This window comes from Maricaulis salignorans (genome assembly GCF_900103475.1).
Classification (GTDB): Bacteria; Pseudomonadota; Alphaproteobacteria; order Caulobacterales; family Maricaulaceae; genus Maricaulis; species Maricaulis salignorans.
Map to the genome: position 1 here is coordinate 120634 of NZ_FNHG01000004.1, position 21084 is coordinate 141717.

At 65.9% G+C, this 21084-nt stretch carries 26 protein-coding genes; 2 read left to right on the plus strand and 24 right to left on the minus strand.

Features of this window, described 5'->3' with window-relative positions:
• Positions 1 to 25: 25 nt before the first annotated feature.
• From ccmE to BLT42_RS05355, 18 genes are all read right to left on the minus strand, one after another.
• A complete protein-coding gene (gene ccmE / locus BLT42_RS05270) occupies positions 26 to 514 on the minus strand; it encodes a cytochrome c maturation protein CcmE (RefSeq protein WP_176780262.1) in 489 nt (162 codons plus the stop codon).
• Positions 514 to 1173: a DUF938 domain-containing protein gene (locus BLT42_RS05275; RefSeq protein ID WP_091767881.1), complete on the minus strand. Its 660-nt coding sequence runs from the start codon at positions 1171 to 1173 to the stop codon at positions 514 to 516. The genes ccmE and BLT42_RS05275 overlap by 1 nt, the downstream gene beginning before the upstream one ends.
• A gap of 57 nt (positions 1174 to 1230) precedes the next feature.
• Positions 1231 to 2589, minus strand: coding sequence for a hypothetical protein (locus BLT42_RS05280; protein ID WP_091767884.1), 1359 nt, complete (start codon positions 2587 to 2589; stop codon positions 1231 to 1233).
• A gap of 60 nt (positions 2590 to 2649) precedes the next feature.
• The gene (locus tag BLT42_RS05285) at positions 2650 to 4029 is read right to left on the minus strand and encodes a sensor histidine kinase (protein ID WP_091767887.1); all 1380 of its coding nucleotides are present in this window, start codon (positions 4027 to 4029) and stop codon (positions 2650 to 2652) included.
• Positions 4026 to 4703 carry a response regulator transcription factor gene (locus BLT42_RS05290; protein WP_091767890.1) on the minus strand — a complete coding sequence of 226 codons (678 nt, stop codon included), beginning with the start codon at positions 4701 to 4703 and terminating at the stop codon, positions 4026 to 4028. Before BLT42_RS05290 ends, BLT42_RS05285 begins: the two co-directional genes overlap by 4 nt.
• 8 nt (positions 4704 to 4711) lie before the next feature.
• Positions 4712 to 5053 (minus strand): PepSY domain-containing protein, encoded by a 342-nt coding sequence (locus BLT42_RS05295; RefSeq protein ID WP_091767893.1) that lies wholly within the window; start codon positions 5051 to 5053, stop codon positions 4712 to 4714.
• 70 nt (positions 5054 to 5123) lie between these two features.
• Positions 5124 to 6026, minus strand: a complete 903-nt coding sequence (locus BLT42_RS05300; RefSeq protein ID WP_091767896.1) for a DnaJ C-terminal domain-containing protein — start codon at positions 6024 to 6026, stop codon at positions 5124 to 5126.
• Positions 6027 to 6091: 65 nt separating this feature from the next.
• A complete protein-coding gene (locus BLT42_RS05305) occupies positions 6092 to 9916 on the minus strand; it encodes a baseplate multidomain protein megatron (protein WP_091767899.1) in 3825 nt (1274 codons plus the stop codon).
• Positions 9916 to 10362: an NlpC/P60 family protein gene (locus BLT42_RS05310; RefSeq protein WP_233342334.1), complete on the minus strand. Its 447-nt coding sequence runs from the start codon at positions 10360 to 10362 to the stop codon at positions 9916 to 9918. The genes BLT42_RS05305 and BLT42_RS05310 overlap by 1 nt, the downstream gene beginning before the upstream one ends.
• Complete coding sequence (locus tag BLT42_RS05315) at positions 10359 to 11024, minus strand: DUF2163 domain-containing protein (protein ID WP_091767905.1); 666 nt, start codon at positions 11022 to 11024, stop codon at positions 10359 to 10361. The genes BLT42_RS05310 and BLT42_RS05315 overlap by 4 nt, the downstream gene beginning before the upstream one ends.
• A 262-nt stretch (positions 11025 to 11286) precedes the next feature.
• The gene (locus BLT42_RS05320) at positions 11287 to 11910 is read right to left on the minus strand and encodes a DUF2460 domain-containing protein (protein ID WP_091767908.1); all 624 of its coding nucleotides are present in this window, start codon (positions 11908 to 11910) and stop codon (positions 11287 to 11289) included.
• The gene (locus BLT42_RS05325; RefSeq protein WP_091767911.1) at positions 11907 to 12425 is read right to left on the minus strand and encodes a phage tail tape measure C-terminal domain-containing protein; all 519 of its coding nucleotides are present in this window, start codon (positions 12423 to 12425) and stop codon (positions 11907 to 11909) included. The genes BLT42_RS05320 and BLT42_RS05325 overlap by 4 nt, the downstream gene beginning before the upstream one ends.
• Complete coding sequence (locus BLT42_RS05330) at positions 12422 to 12604, minus strand: phage tail assembly chaperone (RefSeq protein ID WP_091767914.1); 183 nt, start codon at positions 12602 to 12604, stop codon at positions 12422 to 12424. The genes BLT42_RS05325 and BLT42_RS05330 overlap by 4 nt, the downstream gene beginning before the upstream one ends.
• Positions 12601 to 12864: a GTA-gp10 family protein gene (locus BLT42_RS05335; RefSeq protein WP_091767917.1), complete on the minus strand. Its 264-nt coding sequence runs from the start codon at positions 12862 to 12864 to the stop codon at positions 12601 to 12603. Before BLT42_RS05335 ends, BLT42_RS05330 begins: the two co-directional genes overlap by 4 nt.
• Positions 12864 to 13280, minus strand: a complete 417-nt coding sequence (locus BLT42_RS05340; RefSeq protein ID WP_091767920.1) for a phage major tail protein, TP901-1 family — start codon at positions 13278 to 13280, stop codon at positions 12864 to 12866. The genes BLT42_RS05335 and BLT42_RS05340 overlap by 1 nt, the downstream gene beginning before the upstream one ends.
• A gap of 86 nt (positions 13281 to 13366) precedes the next feature.
• Complete coding sequence (locus tag BLT42_RS05345) at positions 13367 to 14002, minus strand: DUF4760 domain-containing protein (RefSeq protein ID WP_143024054.1); 636 nt, start codon at positions 14000 to 14002, stop codon at positions 13367 to 13369.
• A gap of 484 nt (positions 14003 to 14486) precedes the next feature.
• Positions 14487 to 14894 (minus strand): DUF3168 domain-containing protein, encoded by a 408-nt coding sequence (locus BLT42_RS05350; protein WP_176780263.1) that lies wholly within the window; start codon positions 14892 to 14894, stop codon positions 14487 to 14489.
• Positions 14891 to 15469, minus strand: a complete 579-nt coding sequence (locus BLT42_RS05355) for a head-tail connector protein (protein WP_091767928.1) — start codon at positions 15467 to 15469, stop codon at positions 14891 to 14893. The genes BLT42_RS05350 and BLT42_RS05355 overlap by 4 nt, the downstream gene beginning before the upstream one ends.
• Between BLT42_RS05355 and BLT42_RS05360 the strand changes: the two genes are divergently transcribed.
• Together BLT42_RS05360 and BLT42_RS05365 are read left to right on the plus strand one after the other, a co-directional pair.
• Complete coding sequence (locus tag BLT42_RS05360) at positions 15468 to 15668, plus strand: hypothetical protein (protein WP_091767931.1); 201 nt, start codon at positions 15468 to 15470, stop codon at positions 15666 to 15668. The genes BLT42_RS05355 and BLT42_RS05360 overlap by 2 nt on opposite strands.
• The gene (locus tag BLT42_RS05365; RefSeq protein WP_091767934.1) at positions 15665 to 16021 is read left to right on the plus strand and encodes a hypothetical protein; all 357 of its coding nucleotides are present in this window, start codon (positions 15665 to 15667) and stop codon (positions 16019 to 16021) included. Before BLT42_RS05360 ends, BLT42_RS05365 begins: the two co-directional genes overlap by 4 nt.
• Here the strand turns inward: BLT42_RS05365 and BLT42_RS05370 are convergent.
• The 6 genes from BLT42_RS05370 to BLT42_RS15110 form a co-directional block, all read right to left on the minus strand.
• Positions 16018 to 17235, minus strand: a complete 1218-nt coding sequence (locus tag BLT42_RS05370) for a phage major capsid protein (RefSeq protein ID WP_091767939.1) — start codon at positions 17233 to 17235, stop codon at positions 16018 to 16020. The two genes, BLT42_RS05365 and BLT42_RS05370, sit on opposite strands and share 4 nt — an antisense overlap.
• Before the next feature lie 15 nt (positions 17236 to 17250).
• Positions 17251 to 17679, minus strand: a complete 429-nt coding sequence (locus tag BLT42_RS05375) for an HK97 family phage prohead protease (protein ID WP_091767941.1) — start codon at positions 17677 to 17679, stop codon at positions 17251 to 17253.
• A gap of 253 nt (positions 17680 to 17932) precedes the next feature.
• A complete protein-coding gene (locus BLT42_RS05380) occupies positions 17933 to 18172 on the minus strand; it encodes a hypothetical protein (RefSeq protein WP_091767944.1) in 240 nt (79 codons plus the stop codon).
• The gene (locus BLT42_RS05385) at positions 18169 to 19221 is read right to left on the minus strand and encodes a phage portal protein (protein WP_091768173.1); all 1053 of its coding nucleotides are present in this window, start codon (positions 19219 to 19221) and stop codon (positions 18169 to 18171) included. The genes BLT42_RS05380 and BLT42_RS05385 overlap by 4 nt, the downstream gene beginning before the upstream one ends.
• 102 nt (positions 19222 to 19323) lie before the next feature.
• Positions 19324 to 20574, minus strand: a complete 1251-nt coding sequence (locus BLT42_RS05390) for a DNA-packaging protein (RefSeq protein WP_176780269.1) — start codon at positions 20572 to 20574, stop codon at positions 19324 to 19326.
• Entirely contained in the window at positions 20528 to 21067 is a 540-nt protein-coding gene (locus BLT42_RS15110; RefSeq protein ID WP_176780264.1) for a hypothetical protein, read from the minus strand. The genes BLT42_RS05390 and BLT42_RS15110 overlap by 47 nt, the downstream gene beginning before the upstream one ends.
• Between the last annotated feature and the right edge of the window lie 17 nt (positions 21068 to 21084).

Sequence of the window (21084 nt, forward strand, 5' to 3'; positions counted from 1 at the left end):
GGGGCCACGGCCGGCAACGCCAAACCTATTGCTGTGACGGCGCAGTCACGTCTGCTTGATCGGCCGGCCCGGCGGCCTCGTCGCCTTGCCAGACTCCTGCCTCGCGCAGGGCTTCAGCGACCTCCGGCGGCATATAGGTCTCATCATGCTTGGCCAGCACGGTTTCGGCCTGGAAAACGCCATCGCCGCGGAACCGGCCCTCGGCAATCACGCCCTGACCTTCCCGGAACAGGTCCGGCAATATGCCCGCATAAACGACGCGCACGGTCTCGACGCGGTCGGTGATGGCAAAGGCGGCGCCGTCGGTTGTGCCGGTGGTATCGATAGATTCCTCAAGCACCAGCCCGCCGACCCGCACCCGTTCGCCAGCCTCCGGCGGCGCGGCCGCGATCTCGCTCGGGCTGTAGAAGAAGACCACCGAATCGCGCAGCGCAAACAGGCCCAGCGCCACGGCAGCGGCGAGGACAAGCGCGGACAGGGCGATCGTGGCGAGACGGCGATTACGGTGACGCATCACAAAGGGCTCCGGCGGCGAAAGACGAGGGACAGATTATTGGCAGGCATTTCATGTCGGTCCGGCGCGGCCCAGCCGGCGGCGGCGAACAGTGCCTCCACATCGCTTCGCGCCCGCACACCCCATTGGGCATTGCGCGATTTGAGCGAGCGGTCGAAATCAAGATTGGACGGCGCCGTCGCTGCACCCTCCAGATAGGGCCCATAGAGATAGACCAGGCTATCATCCCCGGCGATCAGCGTCCGGCTGGCTGCCGCAATCGCCTCGGCCACAGCCCAGGGCGCAATATGGATCACATTCAGGCAGACCAGGGCGTCAAAGCCGCCCAGGCCCGCATCCCAGCCAGGACGGGTCAGGTCGAGGTCGAGCGACGGGCGCATATTCGGCGCCATCTCGGCCGCCCAGGCGTTCTGGCTGGCGCGGGAGACGGCATCGGGGTCGCTGGGTTGCCAGCCGATGTCCGGCCGACGTTGACAGACCGACACGGCATGCTCGCCCGTTCCCGAACCGATCTCCAGCACGCGGGCGGACGGCGGCAGCAGGCCGGCCAGCAGATCGCCAATCGCGTCGCGATTGCGCGCAGCACTCGGCGAGAACAGCCGAGCTGCCTTGGCCTGGCGCGATTCGAGCGCGATCTCGGATGGGGATTGATCCGTCATGGGGGCGAATTAGGCGTGCCGGGCGAGGATGGCAAGCCTGGCTGTCGCGCCTGGACGCTATGCCGCGGCGGCGACACCCCGGCGGCGCAGCAATTCCGCGGCCTCGCTACTACCGGCAGCGTCGAGCAGATCGGCAACAATGGCGAGACATTCCTCGGCGCTGACGCGGCTCTGACCCGAGCTGTCGGCCACCAGGTCGACCAGCATCTTGCCGGCGTCCTGCATGCGTCGCTCTGCCTGGTCATAGATGCGCTTCTGGGCACTGGCGATCGCCGCCGCATTGGCGTGTTCGCGGGCACGGTGGAGAAAATAGAGCAATCCGGTGGCGCGCTCGATAGCGGCGGTCGGCGGCAATTGCGCCGGGATGATACGGCCGCTCTTGCCACGGCGCGGTTCGGGCAGGCCGGCATCGAGCGCGAGCGGAATCTTCTCCATCACCTTCTCGACATTGGTCGAGGCCTCGGCCCGCAAGCCAAACAGGGAACGCCCCCAGCGGCCATCCTTGCGAATGCCGAATTCCTTCACCATGCCGGTCGAATAGCCGACATAGCGCGAGAACACCTGGAAATAGAGCTCGGCCTCCGCCCGGTCGGCCGGCGGATGTTTCAGCTTGGCCGAGAAATAGCCGGTATCGGCCAGGACCGTATCACCGATCGCCGCCAGCTCGGTTTTGGAGACCACCAGATCATCGCCGCGTCGTCCGATCTTCTCGACGACGCGGAATATCTGCCAGGGGGAGGTCAGCCGCCCCATCACCAGCAACAGGTACCAGACGGCGGATTCGGGCGCGTCTGCCATCAATTGCTCATGCTGGGCGCGGACCTGTTCGCACAGCTCCGGATCGAAGTCCTCGACGACGGCCGGGATATCCAGCATCACCGCCTCAATGCGCTCGCTGAATCTGAGCAGATCAATGGCGTCATGGAGCATGGAGCGGCAATCGGGACCGAAGCGCTTGTCCAGCGCCGTCATGTCCTTGGGCACCCGGTCGGCGCGGGCGACAGCCTCAGCCAGAGCGGCGGCTGCCCGGGCCCGGAAATCATGCCAGACTGGATCGCTGGCGGGCTTGCGGCACTTGCGGGCCTCCTCGACCAGATCCTTGGCAATCTGGCGTCCAAGCCAGCCCCACATCTTGCTGAGGTCATCGGGACTGAAACGGTATTTCGATGGCGGCACCGACGCCGGCTCGGCGGTCAGGGCGCGCAGGGGTTCAAACAGATAGGCCTTGGCGAGATCGCCCGCCGGTTCGGTCATCAGCGCTTCTAGTTCTTCAAAGACCTCAAGCAGCTCCCGGGATTGCGGATCTTCCGCCCCGGCCGCCTGCGCGGCCCCGTAGAGACCAGCGCGCATCCGCGACGGCATGCTGCGCCAGAGCGCCTCAAGCTTGGTCCGTTGGTTCGGCGAAAGGTTTGCCATTCGTAAATACTGACCATGTTTAAGTAAGTCGAGTATTCAGCAGTTTGGGTTAACGGCGCTTTAGCGTGCTGTGGCTGGCAAAATCAGACGGACGCAGAGACCGCCAAGACTGGACCGAGACAGAATAACCTCGCCATCATAAGCCTTTGCGAGATCGGATACTATGGCGAGACCAAGTCCTGAGCCAGGTGCCTTTTCATCAAGACGAACCCCACGTTGCAGCGCGGCTTCACAACCGGCCTGATCGAGGCCCGGGCCATCGTCTTCGATCAGGAGTTCGAATCCCCGATCCGCGCCCGGGCGCGCCGTGGTCCGGACCCGGGAGCTCGCCCATTTACAGGCATTGTCCATCAGATTTCCGACCATTTCCTCGAGATCCTGACGCTCGCCGCGAAAATACAGGTCCTCGGCGAGATCGGTATCGATGCTGACACCGCGTCGCGCATAGATCTTGGTCAGGGTTCGGGCGAGATCGCTGACAGTGGGGGCAACTTCGGTTCGCGCGCCGATCGCCTTGGCGTGAGCCGCCGCGCGGGCCCGGCGCAGATGATGGTCGACCTGTTCGGTCATGATCGCAGTCTGACGTCCGACCAGATCACCGAAACCACCGCCGGCCTCGCGCGCTTCATTGGTGAGAACGGCGATGGGAGTTTTCAGGGCATGCGCCAGATTGCCGACATGGGTGCGCGAGCGCTCGACCAGTTCCCGCGAGTGATCGAGCATGGCGTTGAGTTCATCGGCCAGCGGCTGCAGCTCGGTCGGAAACTGGCCATCGACCCGTTCGCTCCGCCCCTCGCGGACATCGGCAACGCTATTGCGCATGCGCAAGACCGGCGCCAACCCGATCCGGACCTGGAAGAAAACACCCGCCGCGATCGCCGCGGCGAAGCCAAGCAGCAAGACACCCGAGGTAATGGCGAAATTGCGCACATCGCGATCGGCGGGCCGGCGATCCTCACCGGCCATCATGATGACGACATCGTCGCGGTCCGGCAGCAGCACAGCCTGGGCAACCACGCGCAGGGGCTCACCGGCGGGCCCCTTGGCGCGTCCGGTGACAATTTGTCCTGGCGAGGCCTGGGCCCGGTTGCGCAGGCCCTGTGAGGCCGCGAGCGTTTCGTCCCACAGGGAGCGCGAGACGATGAGGATACTGTCCTCACCACTCTGCGCGGTATCGACGATTTGCCAGTAACGACCTGAGAAAACACGGCCATAGGCGGGATCGGATGGACGCCGTGCCAGCGCGACCGCGCCCTCGGCGTCGGTCTCGGCCGCTGCGACCAGCGCGCCGACGATACTGGTCAGCCGGTCATCCAGCGTGCGGATGACCGAGCGTTGATAGAGCGTACTCAATGCGATCGCGCCAACCAGCAGCAATGCCAGCGCCCAGGCCGCCGCGCCGGCGAACAGCCGGAAGGCAAGGGAGACGCGCGAGGTCACGAGACGGGTGGGGTCACCGGTTCGACCAGGCGATAACCGAGACCGCGAACCGTTTCGATCCGGTCCTGGCCGATTTTCTTGCGCAGACGACCGACAAAGACCTCGATCGTATTGCTGTCGCGGTCGAAATCCTGGTCATAGATATGCTCGACCAGTTCAGTGCGCGAAATGACACGGTCCTGGTGGTGGGCGAGATAGCTCAGCATGCGGAATTCATGCGAGGTCACCTTCACCGGGCTGCCTTCAATGAAGACACGCGCGCCGCGCGTATCGATCGACAGGCCACCACATTCAATCGTCGAGGTCGAATGACCGGCCGCGCGCCGGGTCAAGGCCCGCAGCCGCGCCAGCAATTCCTCGGTATGGAAAGGCTTGGTCAGGTAATCATCGGCACCGGCGTCGAAGCCGGCGACTTTTTCGCTCCAGCGATCGCGCGCCGTCAGGATCAGGACCGGGAAATCGCGGCCATCACTGCGCCAGCGTTCCAGAACGCTCACACCATCCAGCTTGGGCAGGCCAAGATCGAGGACGACCACATCATAGGGCTCGGTATCGCCAAGGAAATGACCGTCCTCGCCATCCAGGGCGGTATCGACGGCATAACCGGTATCCTCGAGCGCCCGGCAGAGCTGGCGATTGAGATCAGGATCATCTTCAATAATCAGAGCGCGCATGATTTTTCCTATCGTTCCGACAGTATAGCGCCCGTGCGGGCGTCTGCCACTACATCGATCCGGCGGCCGTCGGCGGTCAGGATCTTGACGATATAGCGCGGCTGGTTGCCGCGCACGAGTTCAGCGTCAAGCACTTCCGCATTGGGGTAAAGCCGCCGCACATCGCCGATCACACGGATCGCCGGCACCAGATTGCCCTGCTCGCGCTGCACCCGGGCTTCGCCCGGCGTATAGCGATCACGCACATCGCGGCCCTGGGTCCACTCCAGACTTTCGGCCTCGGCCTGCGTTACAGCCGGCACGCCGAGGGCGGTGAAGGCTGCAGCAATTATGATCAGTGTTCTCAACATGGCACTCTATGTGACGCAGCCGCCCTGAACCCGGGCTGAACGACTGCCTTATCCTGCACTCATCTTCGAACTACAGGCCCTTGCGCGGATCATAGCCCGAAGCGGGCGTCCAGGTCTGCAAAAACGCACGCAGCGCCTCATCCTGTGCCGGCAGGGCGACGACGAGGCGGACGATCTGATCGCCGCGCTTGCCCTTGCCACTCGCAAAACCCTTGCCACGCAGCCGCAGCAGGCTGCCACTGCTCGAGCCCGGCGGCACTTGCAGAAAGACGGGCCCGTCTATGGTCGGCACCCGCACCTTGGCGCCGAGCACGGCTTCGCTCAGCGTCACCGGAAGTTCCAGCCGGACATCATCGCCATCGCGGGAAAAATGCCGGTGGTCGGCAATCCTGATTTCGATCAGCGCATCGCCAGCCTGGCCGCCACCCGGCGGTGTTTCGCCCTGGCCGCGCAGGCGCAGGACCTGGCCGTCGGCAGCGCCGGAGGGCACGGCCACTTCAACCGCCCGGCCGCCGGGCAGTTTCACCCGGTGCTTGCCGCCACTGGCGGCGGCGAGAAAATCAATCGTCAGGATCTGGCGCACATCGGCTCCCTTGCGCGGTGCCTCGCGGGCCTGGGCACCGAAATCGGTGAACAGATCCGAGAAGATATCGTCGAAACCGCGATTATTCTGCCGCGTCTGGCGGAAATTGAACGGACCGCGCGCGCCGCCGCCCATGCCGGCCCCCATGCCCTGCCCCGCCCCCATGCCGGGTCCGAAACCGGCGCGCTGGCCGGCATCATATTCGGCACGTTTTTTCGGGTCCGACAGGAGTTTGAAGGCCTGGGAGACATTCTTGAAACGCTCCTCGGCCGCCTTGTTGTCGGGATTGGCGTCAGGATGCAGCGCCTTGGCCAGCTTGCGATAGGCCTTGCGGATCTCGTCCGCCGTCGCTGTCTTCGCGACACCAAGGATTTGATAAGGATCGTCCATGCCCACGCCATCAGCTCATATCAGGCTTCATGTAAGGGGCTTTGCCGCAGATCGCAAAGCCCGGCTCACAGGAGCAGGTTGCAACGCGTCCAGCGGCCCGGTCCGGTCTGAGCGGAGATTTGCGCGACGCGTAATTCCAGCGCTTCCGGCAGGCTGCCGAGCAGCGTCGTCAGACCGGCCTCGGTGAGCGACCATTCAGGCTCCGCTGTCTCCACGCCGAGCACGGCGACATCGCCGAGCAGGATCTCCAGACGGTAGGCCTGCGCCGTCTCGCCGAGCGGCACCTCGGCGGCACGCCAGTCATCGCCGCTGACCCGCGCCCGGCGTATCCAGCTCACCGTCACACTCCCGTCCACACGTTGCGCCCGCACATGCACCGGCGCCAACGGCCATAGATCGCGCTGCTCGCCGGTCACGTCCAGAGCGCCAGCCTGACCATCATCGGCCGCCAGCCCCGCCGCCACGGCGCGGACCTCGACAGCATTTCCGAACTCATGCTCGAGCAGGGGCAACACGGTGAGCGCTTCATCCAGCACGACGCAGACGGCGCCAGCCAGCGCGCCGTCCGGTCGGGTGCCGCCCTGTCCGCGCAGCAGGCCCGAGAGGCGATAGCGCCGCTCGCCCGTCAGCTCGGCATCAGCGAATTGAATCACTTCCCATTCATCACCGCCCTGCGAGACCGCCAGCCGGTTGGCGCCATTGAGCACCGCCTCGCGCGTCAGGCTGGCCAGTTCGCCGCCAGAGAGTTCGATCTCGACGCTCGCCGCTTCATCCCAATAGCCCACCGGGCCCGATGCCAGATCACCGAGCAGAACGCCGATCCGTGCCGGACGGCGCAATTGGCAACGCAGATCCCGGCCGCCATCACCGGTTTCAACAAAGACATCGAGCGCGCCGGGCCAGGGGTCGGCAAAACCGGCCAGCAGGACACCGCCGCGCGGGCCGGCTTCGTGGCCATCGAGCGGCAGGTCGAGGGCGATTACCTGCGGCCGGGCCGGCGGCGGCATGGACGCACCGGCCCCGGCGGTCGAGCCCTGCCAGACCCCGGCCCGAAGCCGCGGCGGTCGCAATCCGGCCTGACGCGCTGCCCCGCCCTCAAGCGATTCGGCTCGCCACAGCGCGCCGTCCAGCGTGACCGCATCACCGGCCTCCAGCGCCAGCAATGATGGCGGCACATGCAGGGCCAGCCGTGCCGGACGCGCCTCGATCTCGGCCAGCGCCTGCCCGCACCAATTGCGGGCCAGATGCGGATCCGCCAGCACCGGTGCCGAAAGTCCCACCGCCTGCACCGTCTCGTAGAGGCCGCGTGCCACGGCGTGGCCGGGCCGGTAATCGGCGGCATCATCAATGAAATCGAGGCTGAGCTCGCGCGGCCTGTCGAACACGGGCGGGTCAAGCCGCTCGGTCGCCGGGCCGCGCTCCGGCTGCACGGGCTCGGCCAGGATGAGCGGCGCCAGGGGCGCGTCGGCGGAGGCAAAATGCAGCGCCGAGGCTCGCGGCAGGACATCAATCCCGAGCACGTCGAGCAGTGGCTCCAGCGCCGCGCGCGCCGTCACGGGTTGCGCCACGACATAGCCGGAGACCAGGTCATCCACCGCCGAGACATCAAACGCCTCCAGCCCGGCGTCCGCGCAAATCTCCGCGATGATCGATGCCACCGGCACCTGCCCGGCCCGCCCGTTGAGCCAATGCCCCAGCGTCCAGTTCGCGCCGTCGGACCAGACATCGCGGCGGGCCGGGAAATCCGGCCAGGGCCGCGCATCCCAGGCCCAGACATGGATGCGATCGGGCGCCAGCATCGGTGCGTGATAGACGGGCGAGACCGGATTGGCCGCCGCATCGCCGCTCCAGTGCGCCAGTACGGCTTCCAGATAGCGCCGCTGCACCAGATCATCGCGCGTGCCGCCGGAGAACCAGGGCAAATGACTTTCCGAGCTTTTCGGGTCGACGAAGACATTGGGCTGATTGGAGCCCTTGTCGACAGCCGGACAGCCCACTTCAGTCAACCAGACCGGCTTGGACATCGCCACCCAGCCGGTCGCGCTTTCCGCACGCACACCGCCGGGCCGGTCGTGATGCGGCTGGCTCCACCAGCTGACCAGATCCTTGTAGCGCCAGATCCAGTCCTCGCCATGAACGCCATCGACAATCGGTGTCCGGATCTGGGCCACGCGATCCGCTTCGCTGGCGTAATACCAGTCGAAACCCTCCCCGGCCGTCATGTTGGATGCGAGATAATCGCGGTCATGCGGACCTGAGGCGAACGCCGCATCAAGATTCTCCGCGCCGTCGCGCCAGTCGGAGAGCGGCACATACCAGTCGATCGCCACCGCATCGATATTGGCATCGCTCCAAAGCGGATCGAGATGGAAGAGCTTTGCCCCGCCGCCGGGCTGATGGCCGGAATACTCCGTCCAGTCGGCCGCATAGGAGATTTGCGTCGAGGGTCCCAGCAAGGCCCGCGCCTCACCGGCCAGTGCCTTCAGCGCCGTCACGGCGGGATAGCTGCCGCCCGCTCCGCGCACCGTCGTCAGTGCCGCCAGTTCCGACCCGATCAGGAAACCATCCACCCCGCCGGCGGCCTGCGCCAGCGCCGCACAGTGCAGGATGAAGCGGTTGAGCCCCCATTCAGCCGGACCGGAATAGCTCACTGACCCGCCCGACACCGTGTAATCGCTGGTGCCCGCCATGCCGAAGAAATCCGCCACCTGCGCCTCGGCGGCCGCGCTCTCATCGACCGTCCCGTCCAGGCCCGGCGCCGGATGGCAGGTGATGCGTCCGCGCCAGGGAAAGACGGCCTGCTCGGCTGCGCCCCAGGGGTCGGGCCGGCCATTGCCGGCGGGGATGTCCATCAGGATGAAAGGATAGAGCGTGACGGCAAAGCCGCGCGCCCTGAGCTCGGTGATGGCGGCGATGATGCTGGCATCGTCCGGTGTGCCGCCATAGACGGGCCGCCCCGCCTCGCCGCTGATCAGATAAGCGGAAGCGCGATCCTCGCCCGCCACCGACCAGACCAGCGGCCGCGTGAGCTTGTCGCGCGTCTCGACACCGGGGCGGATCTGGCAGTGGCCGCAGCGCAGATCATCGCCAAACCAGGACACAACCAGCTGCACCGAACGGCAATTGGGCAGATCGCGCTCCAGATCATCAATCGAGGCGATAAAATCGGAAACACCACGGCCATTATTGCGATTCTCCGCCGTCTCGCGCCCCGGCCCGAGCACGCGCATCACGGCCTCCGGCGCATAGGCAAATTCGCCCGAACCGGGGATGAGATTGACGCCGGCGACACGGTCCTCCAGCTGCACGCCATCGCGCAGCGGGCGGAAGATTTCGAAGGAAAGATTGGGGATGCGGTGGCCGAATTCATCCAGCGGCAAATCCTCGAACACGACATAGGCCGTGCCGCGAAAGGCGGGCACATCGCCGCCCTCGACCGCCTCGATCAAGGCATCGGGCATCTGGTCCTCACTGCCCGGATAAACCCGCATGGCCAGCGCCGATGTGTCGAGCAGGGCGCCATTGGCCCAGACGCGCCCGATCCCGGCAATCTCCCCCTCGCACAGCCCGACCGCAAGGCTGATCGAATACGCATAATCCACCTGGCTCGGCCCGCCCTTGCCGCCGGCGGAGGTTTTGGTGGCATGTTCCAGATAGCGCGAGGCCCAGATCACCTGACCGGCGATGCGCGCCCGCCCCCAGATGCGCGCCATCGGTGCGCCATCAGTCGAGGTCTGGACCGGGATTTCCGGCAGGCGCGGCCCTTCGCGGCGGCGGCCACCGATCAGCGCGTTGACCGCCAGATTGGCCGCCGCATTGGCCAGTGCCGGCCCGGCGGCCTGCAGGGCTGAGAGGCCGGCGCGGCCGGCCGTCATCACAAGCTGCGCCATCAATGCCCCCTTTGCGGAAAGGCGAAGGCCGCCACCAGCCGCCTCTGCCACCAGTGCGACAGCGAGGTCTCGGCCACGGCGCGGCCCCAATAGGCGTGGATGATTCCGGTCGGTCCCGACACGATGGCGCAATGCTTGGCCGGGCCATTCAGATCCGGCCGGAAGAGCAGGACATCGCCCGGTTTGACGGCGCGGATATCGATCTCGACGAGATGCCGCTGCGCCGCTTCGAGCAGCGTTTCACCGCCGCAGCGCTCGGCCCAGTCGGGCGTATAGGCGGGCGGCGCCTCCGGCTCATCGCCATAGAGCGAGCGCCAGATACCGCGCACCAGGCCGAGGCAGTCACAGCCCGCGCCCCGGCAACTGCCCTGATGACGATAAGGCGTGCCGATCCAGCGCCGCGCCTCGACGAGGACGCGGCTACGCAAATTCATTGTCCGTTTCATGAGTTCAGTCCTCTCGACCCGCCATCGCGGATCGTTTCGCTGGCGGCCGAGGCCTGCAGCAAATCATTGCCGACCATGTGCGGGAAACCGCGGAATTTGACGGTATTGGCGAAGCGGTCACGGCAGGTGGCAAAACGCTGGTCGCAGCCGGTTGCGAAATCCGGATGCTCCGGCGACACCCCGCATCGCCCATCGCCGAGCCGCGCATCACAGCGCCGGGTGAAGACCCGCCCCGTTTGCCGCTCCAGCCGATGTGCCAGGCCGAGCAATTCGGCCTCGAACCGGCCATCCAGCCGGCGGACCTCGCCCAGCTCACCGGTCGAAACCAGCACCCGCAATTCGGGATCCGACCAGTCGACCCGCCAGCACTCCACCCGCGCGCCGCCCCACAGCCCCGCTGCCAGATCGGCCTCACTCAGCACCGCATCATCGAGCGCTCCGGCGAGATCCGTCTGCGACGGCGCCAGCCCCAGCGCACTCTCGGCCTCAGCCCCGCCAAACCCGCTGCCGGCGCGGTAGATGAGACCGGCGAATTCGAGATCACGGTCGTGGTCGGTAAAGCCGAACAGGGCGTCATCGGTTCGCGTGACGCGCCAGCACCAGGCATGGGTGGTCACGCCGGCATCGAGCGATGCCTGCATGGCAGGAGGGAGATTGAGCATGGGGTTAGACTTTCAATGTCCATTCCTTGTCATCCCGGACGGATGCCCGGACGCGTCAGCGATCCGGGTGTAGATCCGGGACCCAGACCCGGCATCGCCGATCCAGCTTGGGAAAGGACAAATTTCCACCGCTACGCTGCTGACGTATCAAGCGTCGGGCGTCTGGGTCCCTGATCTGCGGCCCGATCAAGTCGGGCCATCCGTCAGGGATGACAAAGATTTGGTTTGGTAAGAAAAATTTCCAGCGAGAAAACGCGGGCCGTCAGAGCTTCAATTCAATCAGCGGTACGCTCGGTGCGACGCCGGCACCAACGGCGTCGAGGGCGATATCAAGCTGGTCGGTGTCGAAGCGCACCGGGCAATCGAAGGCGAAACCGGCGGTGATTTCTGCCCCTGTCGCGGGCGGCTCCGCGAAGCTGGCCAGGCCGGTGGCATGATCAACGGAAACCTCCGCCTCAACACCATCGACGGCGACAATCACCGTGCCCTCGACGGGCTTGGCAATACGGCGCGTCCAGCGCTCACCGCCGCTGGCATAGGACTTCACCAGCTGGAAATCCGTCGCCACCCCATCGCCGGTCCCGATCCGCTGATCGAGCATGGCGGGCACCTGGGATGGCGCACAGGAGCGGTTATCGATCGGATCGCGGAAGCGGAAACCGTGCAGGCGAGCGCGGCGCGCCTCGAAGAAGGCGATCAGCGTATTGAGATCGTCGAGGGATTTGACGCCTGGGCCGGCATCCCAGCGGCGCACGCTGTCGGCCCAGGGTGCGTTGCGCTCCTCGCGGCCCGACACCAGGGTGACAATCTCGGTGCGACGCTGAGGTCCACCGACGGCACCGATTGCGACGGCGAAGGGGAAGCGGATGTCGTGGAAAGCTGTCATAGATAGCGGCTCCCTTTGGCAACGGCGCGGGCCAGGGCGCGGCTGATCCGCGCCTGCGATTGCTCGACCGTACGGGCATCGCTGCCCGCCCCCAGCGCCAGATTGACGGTGATATTCGGTGCGCCCGCGCCGCCAATGCTTCCGGCGCCCGGCGGCGTGAAGAGTTCCGGCCCGCGCTCGCCGACCAGATAGGCACCGCCCGGCGTGACCGGTCCGCCCTCGGCGCGGGCGCCGAAGAAGGGCATGTTCGAGAGCGCCGACTGGATCGCGCCGCTCAGCGGTTTCTCGATCAATTGCTCGGCCGCCAGCCGCGCCATATCGCGCAATATGCTCTCGGTCAGGCGCGAAAAACTCGTCTCGCCGGAGCGGGCGGCGCGCTCGAAGGCACGCTCGATCGTCTCGCCGGTGCGCTCGAAGGCGGCCTCGATGGCCTGGCTGGCGCGCGCGGCGGGACCATCGGCGAGCGCATCGAGGGCTTCGCCGGCTTGTTCGGTCTGGTCGGTCAAATCAGTCATGAGGTCTTGTCCGGATAATCAGCCATCAGGATTTGCAAGGCACGCCGGCTCAGCGGCCGGGCGTCATGGCCGCCCACCAGGGCGCGCCATTCGATCAGGCTCAGACGCCAGAATTCCGCCGGCGCAATACCCATCCGTGCCGCCAGGCGCAGGGCGGCGAGCCAGTCGGGCCGGCTCATAGCGCTGTCTCGAAACAGGTGGAGATCGCCGAAGCCGCCGCCAGCGGATCGAGCGGTGCGGCGCGCAAGTCCGCCTCGGTGATGGTTGAGCCACCACCGCGCAACAACACCGCCAGCACGGTGACCAGATTGCGGGCATCAAGCCGGACGCCGTCCTCGAACAGCGCCTCGATCTCGGCCAGGGCGCCGAGCGTCAGGCATAGCGTGTGCCTCACCCCTCCGATCTCCAGAATGGTTTCGCCGCGAGCAGGATTGGCCATCAGATCGCTCCAAAGCTCAATTGTCCGGCCGAAGCGAGCGTCATCGACCAGGCCGCCTCGCCATCATGGCGTCCGGAATAATCCAGCGCCGCGACGAGGAAAGCGCCCTCGATCACGCCGAAATCCGGGATGATCAGCTGCCAGTCCCGCGCCGTCTGGTCGAAGAAGGCCTGGCGCACGGCGCCATCGCTGGCCGCATCGACAAACACGCCGGCCCCGGAGACAGAACAGGTCTTCACACCCGCCCCCGCCAGCAATTCGCGCCAGCCCTCCGGACTGTCCGCCGTCGTGACATCGACGCTGCGGGCATTGAGCGAGATGGTTTTCATGCGCAGACCGGCAGCAGCCGCAAAGCTCTGCGGATCGCCGCCATCGCCGATCTTGAGGAGTATGTCCTTGCCGGACTGAATGGTCATGGGGTGGGTCCTTTCCTGAAATCCAGGCACAAAAAAACCGCCCCGGGAGGCGGTGAGAAATGTGAGATCGGTTCAGGCGCAAGTGGTCAGAGCAAGCCCTGCTCCTCCTCCGTCGCCCAGCGCCGCACCAGGGATTCATACTCGATGAAAAGCCGCGGCAGCCGGTCACGCTTGCGCTTGGCGCGGATATATTCGGCGAAATCCATCCAGTCGAGAATATAGCTTTTGCGCCACCAGCTCTTGATCATCTGCTCGTCGAGTGCGTGCCGCTTCACGCCGATCGCGGTTGCCTCGTAGTAATTGAACACCTTCTTGATCACGTCCGCCGGCCGGACCTTGCGGTCGCCGATCTTGAGGGGCTTGGCCGCCTCGACCGTATCGGCATCAAGCGACCTGTTGTCACTCGAGGCTTTCAGCGCACGCCTGACCCGGCGGAATTCCTCGAACATCTGGATCAGATCCCCGTCACGCGTCTGCACGGCGATGTGCTGGAAGGAATTGGCCAGTCGCGCAGCCCGGTAGGAGAGACGATAGCCGTAGAGGGCCGCAAAAAATGAAACGATCAGGACTTCGAGCACCATGACATCATAGCGCGCATTGCCCAGCTGCCCCCAGTATTTGACGGTCAGGATCGTGCCGGCGAGGCTGAGCATGAGCAGCCAGCCCATCCAGACGAGATGGAAACGGCGATCATAGATCCGGGTCCAGATATTCCCAGCCAAATGCAACTCCCCACGGCAACATCACAACCTTAGACTGGGAAAAGGGCGGACGGCAACAAAAAAGGGCCCCGAAACGGGGCCCCGATAAACGCGGTGGCAAAGGCAGACAGATGAGGCAGCCTAACGGCTCGTGCCTTCAATCCGGCTCGTGCCCTCGATATTCGTTTGGCAAAATTTCATCTCATCCCCCTCCGATTCAACGGAGCTAACAAAATCACTGGTTGGGCATTATGGCAAGAACACTCGCCATACCGACGAAAGCTCCTAGCCCAGTTTCACCCAGACGTCCATACGCCAGATTGGTTGAGAAGCCGTTATCAGACAGGTCTCAGCCCGCAGCGCTGTTACAAGGTAACATAGGCAGGATTCACGTCAATTGTAAGGTCGCCGCGCCTGTTCCTTGCGTTAAATTCACGTCATCTTGGAACGCCCCGGAGCCCCCAGCCTCAACGCCCTCCCCGCTCCAACGCACGACGCTTGGCCCCTACCCCACCCGCCCCATCACCGCCCGGAGCCGAATAAGCCCGCGCTTCACCCGCCGGTCCCGCGTCGCGAAGACATCGCTATAGGCCGGCGCCAGCAGAACCAGCGTCCACGGTTCGGGCAATACCGGGTCGAGCCCGCGCAGGGCTTCGCGCAGCTGGCCGGTGATGGCGTGGGGATCGCCGTCGCGGCACCAGATTTCCAGCGTCAGCCGGTGTTCGATCAGCGTCACATCATCGGCATCGCGCGCCAGGGTTTCACTGCGGCCCCAGCTGGCATGCGGGTAAGCGGCGCTGCGCGAACGTTCAGAAAATAGCCGCACCGGATCGCCGAGCACGGCCTGCACGGCGGCGTCGGCGAGCATCGCTGCGGTCAGCGCCGCGATCAGATCGGCCTCGGGCGCGCTCATAGCGAGATCCTCCACCATGGGCTGAGCAGCGCCTTGACCGAGGCCGGCATGCCGGCATCGAGCCCGCCCTCATACATCGCCTCGACCAGCTGGCCGATGGCTTCGACCACGGGTGCGGGCACGTCGTCGGGATCGTCGCCATAGCCACAGGTGAAACGGATCTCGATGCCGGCAATGTTGCGGCCCGGCTCGGGAAAATGACCGTTGGGACGCAGCGCCAGACGGCCCGGCTCGGAAGCCGTGTCGATGAAGAAATCCGCCGGATCATGGCTCATCGGCGTGTCATCGGCGTCATAGGTGGTGATGGCGTCGATGGAAATCAGTGGCGGTTTGGGCAGTTTGAACTGGGTGCCGAAGGCGCACAGACGCCCATCGCCATCCCAGGCATCGCGCCGCTCCAGCCAGGTCTGGGAGAGACAGGCACGGCCCGTATCCCCCTCGACACGCTGGCGCGCGCTTCGTATCAGATGCGTCAGACGCGCATCCTGGCTGGTGTCGGCGATACGCAGACGCGCCCTGGCCTGCTCAAGCGAGAGCGGCTCGGCCGCCGGCGGCGTGACGAGGGAGAGAGACATGACGGACTCCGGTTCAAGCGAAAATGATCGTGGACGCTTCACGCGCCAGGTGCGGCTCTATGGCGGCGCCGCGGCGGCCTGTGCGGCGCTGGGAAGCGTGCAGATGACCTTCGGCTTTCCCGGCTGGAGCTTTTCATTTGTGCTGGCGCTGATCTTCACGGTCAGCACCTTCATCGCCTGGGTGAGAAGCCGCGCATGACAACGCCCGGCCCCGGCCGCCTCAATGCGTTACAGGCCTGGGTCGTGGCCTTTGCCCTGTGCGGACTGCCGGCCATCGCGCTGGCCTGGGGTCTGGTATTCTCCGGTTTCACGGCCGCCGGCCTGATCGATCCGCCGATGATGGAAGCGAAATCCGTCGTGCTGGTCTGGCTGATCCCGGGCCTGGTCGGCACGGCCATCTGGATGCGGCCGGTGGAGAATTATATCCGCCGGGTTTTCTTCGACCTGCCCAGCGTCGAGACGACCTACGGCACCGCCCACGGCGATGCCGTGAGCGATGCCGCGGAGGCAGCGCTGATCGAGGCTGTGCAGCGGGAGATGGGGCGCCCCTAGCTCACCCCGAACTTCAACAGCTTGATCGCCGCGAAATCCTGCACCCCGCCGCCGACACGCTTGGTGGTGTAGAAGAGCACATAGGGCTTGGCCGAATAGGGGTCGCGCAGGACTTCGACGCCCTGGCGGTCGAGCACGAGATAGCCCTTGGCGAAATCACCGAAGGCAATCGAGAAGCTGTCGGAACCAATGTCCGGCATGTCCTCGGCCTCGGTGACCGGATAGCCGAGCAGGGTCGAGCTGCCGCCCTCGGACAGCGAGGGCTGCCAGAGATAATTGCCGTCGGCATCCTTGAAGCGGCGCACGGCGGAGACGGTGCGCCGGTTCATCACGAAACGGCCCGCGGCGCGATAGCCGGTCTTGGGAGCATAGATCAGATCGATCAACGCATCGGCCGGATCGCCGGCATCAAAAGCGCCATCCGTCCCGGTCGGCACATAGCCGATCTCGCCCCAGCTTTCCGTGCCATCAAGCGCCTTGGTATAGCTCAAAAAGCCCTTGGGCTTGTCACTGCCGTCACCGGAGACGAAGGCCGCGCTCTCCTGCACCGCGAAGACATCGCGCACTTCCTCGGCCAGCCATTGATCGACATCGACCATGGCATCATCGAGCAATTGCTGCGTCGCCGCCGGCATGGCGTAGAGCTCGGTGCAGGGGAAATCGAGCAGGTCCAGGCTCGGCGCCCCGGTTTCGGGCCGCGCCGCCGTCTCCGTCACCCAGCCCGAAGCGGCCCCGCCGCGCGAGACCGGTTTGCGAAAGACAGGAGCAGACGTCTGGCGCACCGAGGCGATAGCGCGGATGGGCGAGGCCTCGATCAGCAGCCGGTCAATGCGCGCCTCGGTCTCGGCCGGCACGACATACCCGCCGTCGCTATTGGAACCGGCGCTGAGCGACTTGGCCTCCGCCAGCCCGGCCAGATCGCCGCGCCGCATATAGCGCGACCAGGCCGCGCTCTCCGCCGAACCATTTGTCCCCGACAGGCCGGGACGCGCCTCGCCGAGCAGGAGCCGGTCGAGGGCGGATTTCTGGTCGGTCAGCGCGGCATCAATGCGCGCGACTTTCTCGTCGAGCAGGATATCGGCCGACGCCTTGGCCTCGATCTCGCCGAGGCGCTGGTCATTGGCCTGTTTGAAGGCCTCGAAAGCGGCCAGCACTTCGCCGAGCGCGGCCCGGGTTTCGCCGGTAACCGGGCTCATCTTGGTTTCCTTGGTCATGATGATCCTTGTGTCTCAGGCCGCGATGGCCGGTTGGGGAAGGAGCCGCAGACGGGCCTGCGGCAGCATCGGGAAGGTCACGATCGAGACCTCCCACAGATCCAGTTCAATCAGCTCGCGCCCGCGCGGGGCACGGCCGGAAAAACGTTTGGTCCGAAAGCCGATCGAGAGCCCGTCAATCGCCCCGGACCGGACCAGCGACAGGGCGGTACGCCCGCGCGGCCCTTCGGCCAGGATCTCGCCGCGGACATAGAGCCCGCGCCGGTCCTCGCGCAGCTCACGCCAGACCCCGATGGGTTCGGACGCTTCGTGCTGGAACAGCATCGGTACATTTCGTCTGTCACGCAGGCTCGCCGCGAACGCGCCGTGGCGCACGACATCGCCGGCCAGGTCAGCGAGATCAAACACGCTGGCATGACCCTCGATCAGCAGGGTTTGGGGCATGGTGGGCCTCGTTGAATTTGAAAACTTCAAAACAAGCCCGCCTTCTCCCACGGGGAGAAGGCGGGGCTGTGCTCTATGAACTTCACCATCTCCGCCCCCTTCGGGGGCACCTCGTCCATCAAGGAAGAGGAGGGTGTGTGAATGGGCACAGGGTGAAAATTGCAAACGCCCTCCCTCCCCTTGATGGGGAGGGTCCGGCGAAGCCGGGGGTGAGGTGGCAGCGCCAACGCCCGTTGGTATTGCCTGACGCCCCCTACTCCTCCATCCGCCGTTCGATCCGCACCAGGCTCTCGCGGGCGAGGCGAACCTCGGCCTCCAGCCCGGCCATACGTTCGGCCAGCGCGCTCTGGCGGGCATTATCGCGTTCGAGCTGGTCGAGCCGCTCACCAACCCGGCCGAACCAGACCAGGGCGCCGGAAGTTTGCAGCACCAGGGCGAGCACGACGCCGAGCGTCACCTGGCGCTGGAGATGCCAGTCGCGGCTATCCGTCATTGGTCCAGCTCCTTGAGGCCAGGCACGCCGCTCTCATCGGCTTCGATCACCAGATCGGGCCCGAACCAGGGCCGCAGCCAGACGGCGAGCGCGCGGGCCATTTTGCGCGTCAGCGGCGAGACGGTCTGACGCCAGAAGGCGAGGTTCGCCTCGCGGTAATTGGCATAGGTATTGTCGCCGGGCAGGCCGAGCAGAAGCGGCGGCACGCCAAAGGCGAGCGCGATCTCGCGCGCCGCCTCGCGCCGCGCCTGGGTGAAATCCATATCCGCGGGCGATAATGCCATTGGTTTCCAGTCGAGCCCGCCCTCGAGCAACATCGGCCGGCCGGCATTGGCGGGACCGCCATGATCCTCGGCGAGCTGGTGTTTGATGCGGTTGAACTGATCCTCGCTCATGCGGCCATCGCCGCCATTGAAGACCAGCGCCCCGGACGGCCGCGCCGCATTGTCGAGCAAAGCCTTGGCCCATTCGCCGCCGGCATTGTGCAAATCGAGGGCGCGAGCCGCCGCCTGGATCGGCGAGAGGCCGTAATAATCATCGCCGGGATGGAACAGCTTGATGTGGAAAACCGGCGCCCGGCCGCTCACCGGGTCTCGCTCGAAACGGCGTTTGCGGCCATCGACCGAATATTCCCATCCCTGCGGCCAGCCTCGCGGTCCGGGCAATACACGCAGGCGATCCGGGCGCAGCACAAAGAGTTCGCGCGGCTCCCCCTCCAGGCTGGCGAGCTCGAGATAGGCATTTCCGGCCAATTGTAGAAAACCGTAGAAACTTTCCCACAGCTCGGGGCCGGACTGGTCGGGATTGGGCTGGTCGATCAATCTCTGCGCCGCCGCATTGGAGGCTTTGAGCGGCACCGCAGCCGCGGCCTCGGCGATCAGACGCACACAGCGATGGGTGATGGCATTGCGCTCATAGCCCTCGCGCATCAGGGCCGGAATATCGCGCGGCGACCAGGCGGCGCGCGCCGCAAACTGCAGGGCAATCAACCCCGGCGGCACGGACGCCTTCTCCTCCCGGCCAATCAGCCGGCTGAACCAGTTGGGCATGGTGGGATCCTTTTCGGATGGATTGAATTTCATTCAATGGAACGCCCACTGCCCGCGGCCTTGATCCGGGGGCAGTGGGCGTTGGTGTTTGTCTGGGAGCCCCTAAAGCCGCCGCAACCTCGGCCCGGCCCGCGTCTCCAGCAGCAAATCCGTCACCGCCCAGACCAGCGCATCGACGCGGTCCGGACTGGTGCGTGGCCCTTCGGGCGCGCCAAAGGCACACATCTGATCCTCCAGCGCCGCAAAGCGCCCGGCATGAAACACCCGCCCCGCCGCATAGAGCGCGGCGACGGGTTCGGCGCGGACATGCTTGCCGCGGCTGGCATGCACCAGCCGCACCGGCAATCCACTCGACGCCGCCTGCAACACCGAACGCACCATTTCGCCGCCCTGATTGGCCTCGGCAACCAGGCCGTCGGCCTCAAATGCCTCAAAGCTTTCCGCCACAACGCGGGCCCAGTCGGCCGGCATGGCGGGGCCGAAAGAGCGGTCCGCGAGCACCCAGGCGCGGCGCGATGCGCCCTCGCCCGCTGCGCCGGCAATCACGATGCCGCACTCATCCGAGCGCGCCCCGCCGGTGGCCGGCGGATCAACGGCAACGATGATGCGGTCCAGATCAGGCGCCTTGGCACAAATCGCCGCCTCGATATCAGCGCGCCGCCACAGGGCACCGGCCGGGTCATCGATCAGCACACCCTCAATCTCCTGCCGCCCCAGCGCCGAGCCGCCATAGGCCGCCTGCATGGCGGCGAGAAAGCCCGGTGCCAGATTGGCGGCATTGTGCGAAGTCGGCTGATGCGTCGCCAAGACACCGGGCGCCTTCATCAAGGCTTTCAGCGCCGGGATGGGGCGCGGCGTGGTCGAGAGCATCAGGCGCGGCTGGTCGCCCAGCCGCAGCCCCATGCGCAAGGTATCGAGCGTCTTTTGCGGCTCGGCCCAGGCGGCAAATTCATCGCCCCAGCCGAGCTCGAATTGCGGCCCGCGCAGCCCGTCGGGATCTTCGGCCGAAAAGGCATGGGCTTCCGCCCCGTTCGGCCAGACCAGCCGCTTGCGCGAGACTTCATAGCGCGGCCGTTCACCCGGCCGGCCGATATTGGCCAGGCCCGAAGGCCCGTCAATCATCACCTCGCGCACATCATTGAAGGTCGGCCCCACCAGCGCGATGCGTCGCGCGCCGCGTTTGACCTGGTCGCGCACCCATTCAGCACCCGCACGCGTCTTGCCCGCCCCGCGCCCGCCGAGGAAAAGCCAGATCAGCCAATCGCCGGCGGGCGGGAGCTGGGCGTTTGTGCCCGTACCGCGAAAATCATGGTCGAGTTCGACCAGCTGGTTTTCCGTCGCCGCTTCCAGCATCACAACCCTCTGCTCGGGCGGGCAGTTCAGGAATGTATCGACGTCGAAGATCGGCGCGCAGGAGTTCGACTTCGGCATCGCTCAACTTCGCCTCCTTGTTCTCGCCCGGCCGGGCGGTGTTTCGGGTTTCCATCATCGCGGTCCTTTCCTCATGTTCGGCCCGGCGCAGCGCGACATAGGCATTGGCGATTTTCGTCGCGACCGCAGGGTCGCCGACCAGGTATTCAGCCTCCGCCTCCAGCCGCCGGCGCCGCAGGGCCTCCTCGCGCACCTCAGCCATTTTCGCGTCCGGGAGCGCGCGCAAACGGGCCTCGGCCCGGTACACGGTGTGGCGCTTGCCCCCCACACGCTCGGCAATCACCCCCGCCGGCGTGCCGGCGCGGTATTGCAGGATATGTGGATACCAGGCCGCAGCATCGCGCCGCGGCGTCTTCGCCGTCTGGGGCCTCTCGGCCGGTTCGGCGTGTCCTGTTTTGTCGGGATTTTTGGTCATGCCGGATATTAGGCGGA

Bases quoted from the DNA above. Each gene is read 5' to 3' on its own strand.
- BLT42_RS05275 (WP_091767881.1), bottom strand. From the start codon at position 1,173: ATGACGGATCAATCCCCATCCGAGATCGCGCTCGAATCGCGCCAGGCC.
- BLT42_RS05380 (WP_091767944.1), bottom strand. From the start codon at position 18,172: ATGACGGATAGCCGCGACTGGCATCTCCAGCGCCAGGTGACGCTCGGC.
- BLT42_RS05365 (WP_091767934.1), top strand. From the start codon at position 15,665: ATGACAACGCCCGGCCCCGGCCGCCTCAATGCGTTACAGGCCTGGGTC.
- BLT42_RS05350 (WP_176780263.1), bottom strand. From the start codon at position 14,894: ATGAGCGCGCCCGAGGCCGATCTGATCGCGGCGCTGACCGCAGCGATG.
- BLT42_RS15110 (WP_176780264.1), bottom strand. From the start codon at position 21,067: ATGACCAAAAATCCCGACAAAACAGGACACGCCGAACCGGCCGAGAGG.
- BLT42_RS05325 (WP_091767911.1), bottom strand. From the start codon at position 12,425: ATGACTGATTTGACCGACCAGACCGAACAAGCCGGCGAAGCCCTCGAT.
- BLT42_RS05295 (WP_091767893.1), bottom strand. From the start codon at position 5,053: ATGTTGAGAACACTGATCATAATTGCTGCAGCCTTCACCGCCCTCGGC.
- BLT42_RS05310 (WP_233342334.1), bottom strand. From the start codon at position 10,362: ATGAAACGGACAATGAATTTGCGTAGCCGCGTCCTCGTCGAGGCGCGG.
- BLT42_RS05330 (WP_091767914.1), bottom strand. From the start codon at position 12,604: ATGAGCCGGCCCGACTGGCTCGCCGCCCTGCGCCTGGCGGCACGGATG.
- BLT42_RS05335 (WP_091767917.1), bottom strand. From the start codon at position 12,864: ATGGCCAATCCTGCTCGCGGCGAAACCATTCTGGAGATCGGAGGGGTG.
- BLT42_RS05360 (WP_091767931.1), top strand. From the start codon at position 15,468: ATGACGGACTCCGGTTCAAGCGAAAATGATCGTGGACGCTTCACGCGC.
- BLT42_RS05280 (WP_091767884.1), bottom strand. From the start codon at position 2,589: ATGGCAAACCTTTCGCCGAACCAACGGACCAAGCTTGAGGCGCTCTGG.
- BLT42_RS05290 (WP_091767890.1), bottom strand. From the start codon at position 4,703: ATGCGCGCTCTGATTATTGAAGATGATCCTGATCTCAATCGCCAGCTC.
- BLT42_RS05315 (WP_091767905.1), bottom strand. From the start codon at position 11,024: ATGCTCAATCTCCCTCCTGCCATGCAGGCATCGCTCGATGCCGGCGTG.
- BLT42_RS05390 (WP_176780269.1), bottom strand. From the start codon at position 20,574: ATGCTGGAAGCGGCGACGGAAAACCAGCTGGTCGAACTCGACCATGAT.
- BLT42_RS05340 (WP_091767920.1), bottom strand. From the start codon at position 13,280: ATGACCATTCAGTCCGGCAAGGACATACTCCTCAAGATCGGCGATGGC.
- ccmE (WP_176780262.1), bottom strand. From the start codon at position 514: ATGCGTCACCGTAATCGCCGTCTCGCCACGATCGCCCTGTCCGCGCTT.
- BLT42_RS05305 (WP_091767899.1), bottom strand. From the start codon at position 9,916: ATGGCGCAGCTTGTGATGACGGCCGGCCGCGCCGGCCTCTCAGCCCTG.
- BLT42_RS05320 (WP_091767908.1), bottom strand. From the start codon at position 11,910: ATGACAGCTTTCCACGACATCCGCTTCCCCTTCGCCGTCGCAATCGGT.
- BLT42_RS05355 (WP_091767928.1), bottom strand. From the start codon at position 15,469: ATGTCTCTCTCCCTCGTCACGCCGCCGGCGGCCGAGCCGCTCTCGCTT.
- BLT42_RS05370 (WP_091767939.1), bottom strand. From the start codon at position 17,235: ATGACCAAGGAAACCAAGATGAGCCCGGTTACCGGCGAAACCCGGGCC.
- BLT42_RS05385 (WP_091768173.1), bottom strand. From the start codon at position 19,221: ATGCCCAACTGGTTCAGCCGGCTGATTGGCCGGGAGGAGAAGGCGTCC.
- BLT42_RS05300 (WP_091767896.1), bottom strand. From the start codon at position 6,026: ATGGACGATCCTTATCAAATCCTTGGTGTCGCGAAGACAGCGACGGCG.
- BLT42_RS05375 (WP_091767941.1), bottom strand. From the start codon at position 17,679: ATGCCCCAAACCCTGCTGATCGAGGGTCATGCCAGCGTGTTTGATCTC.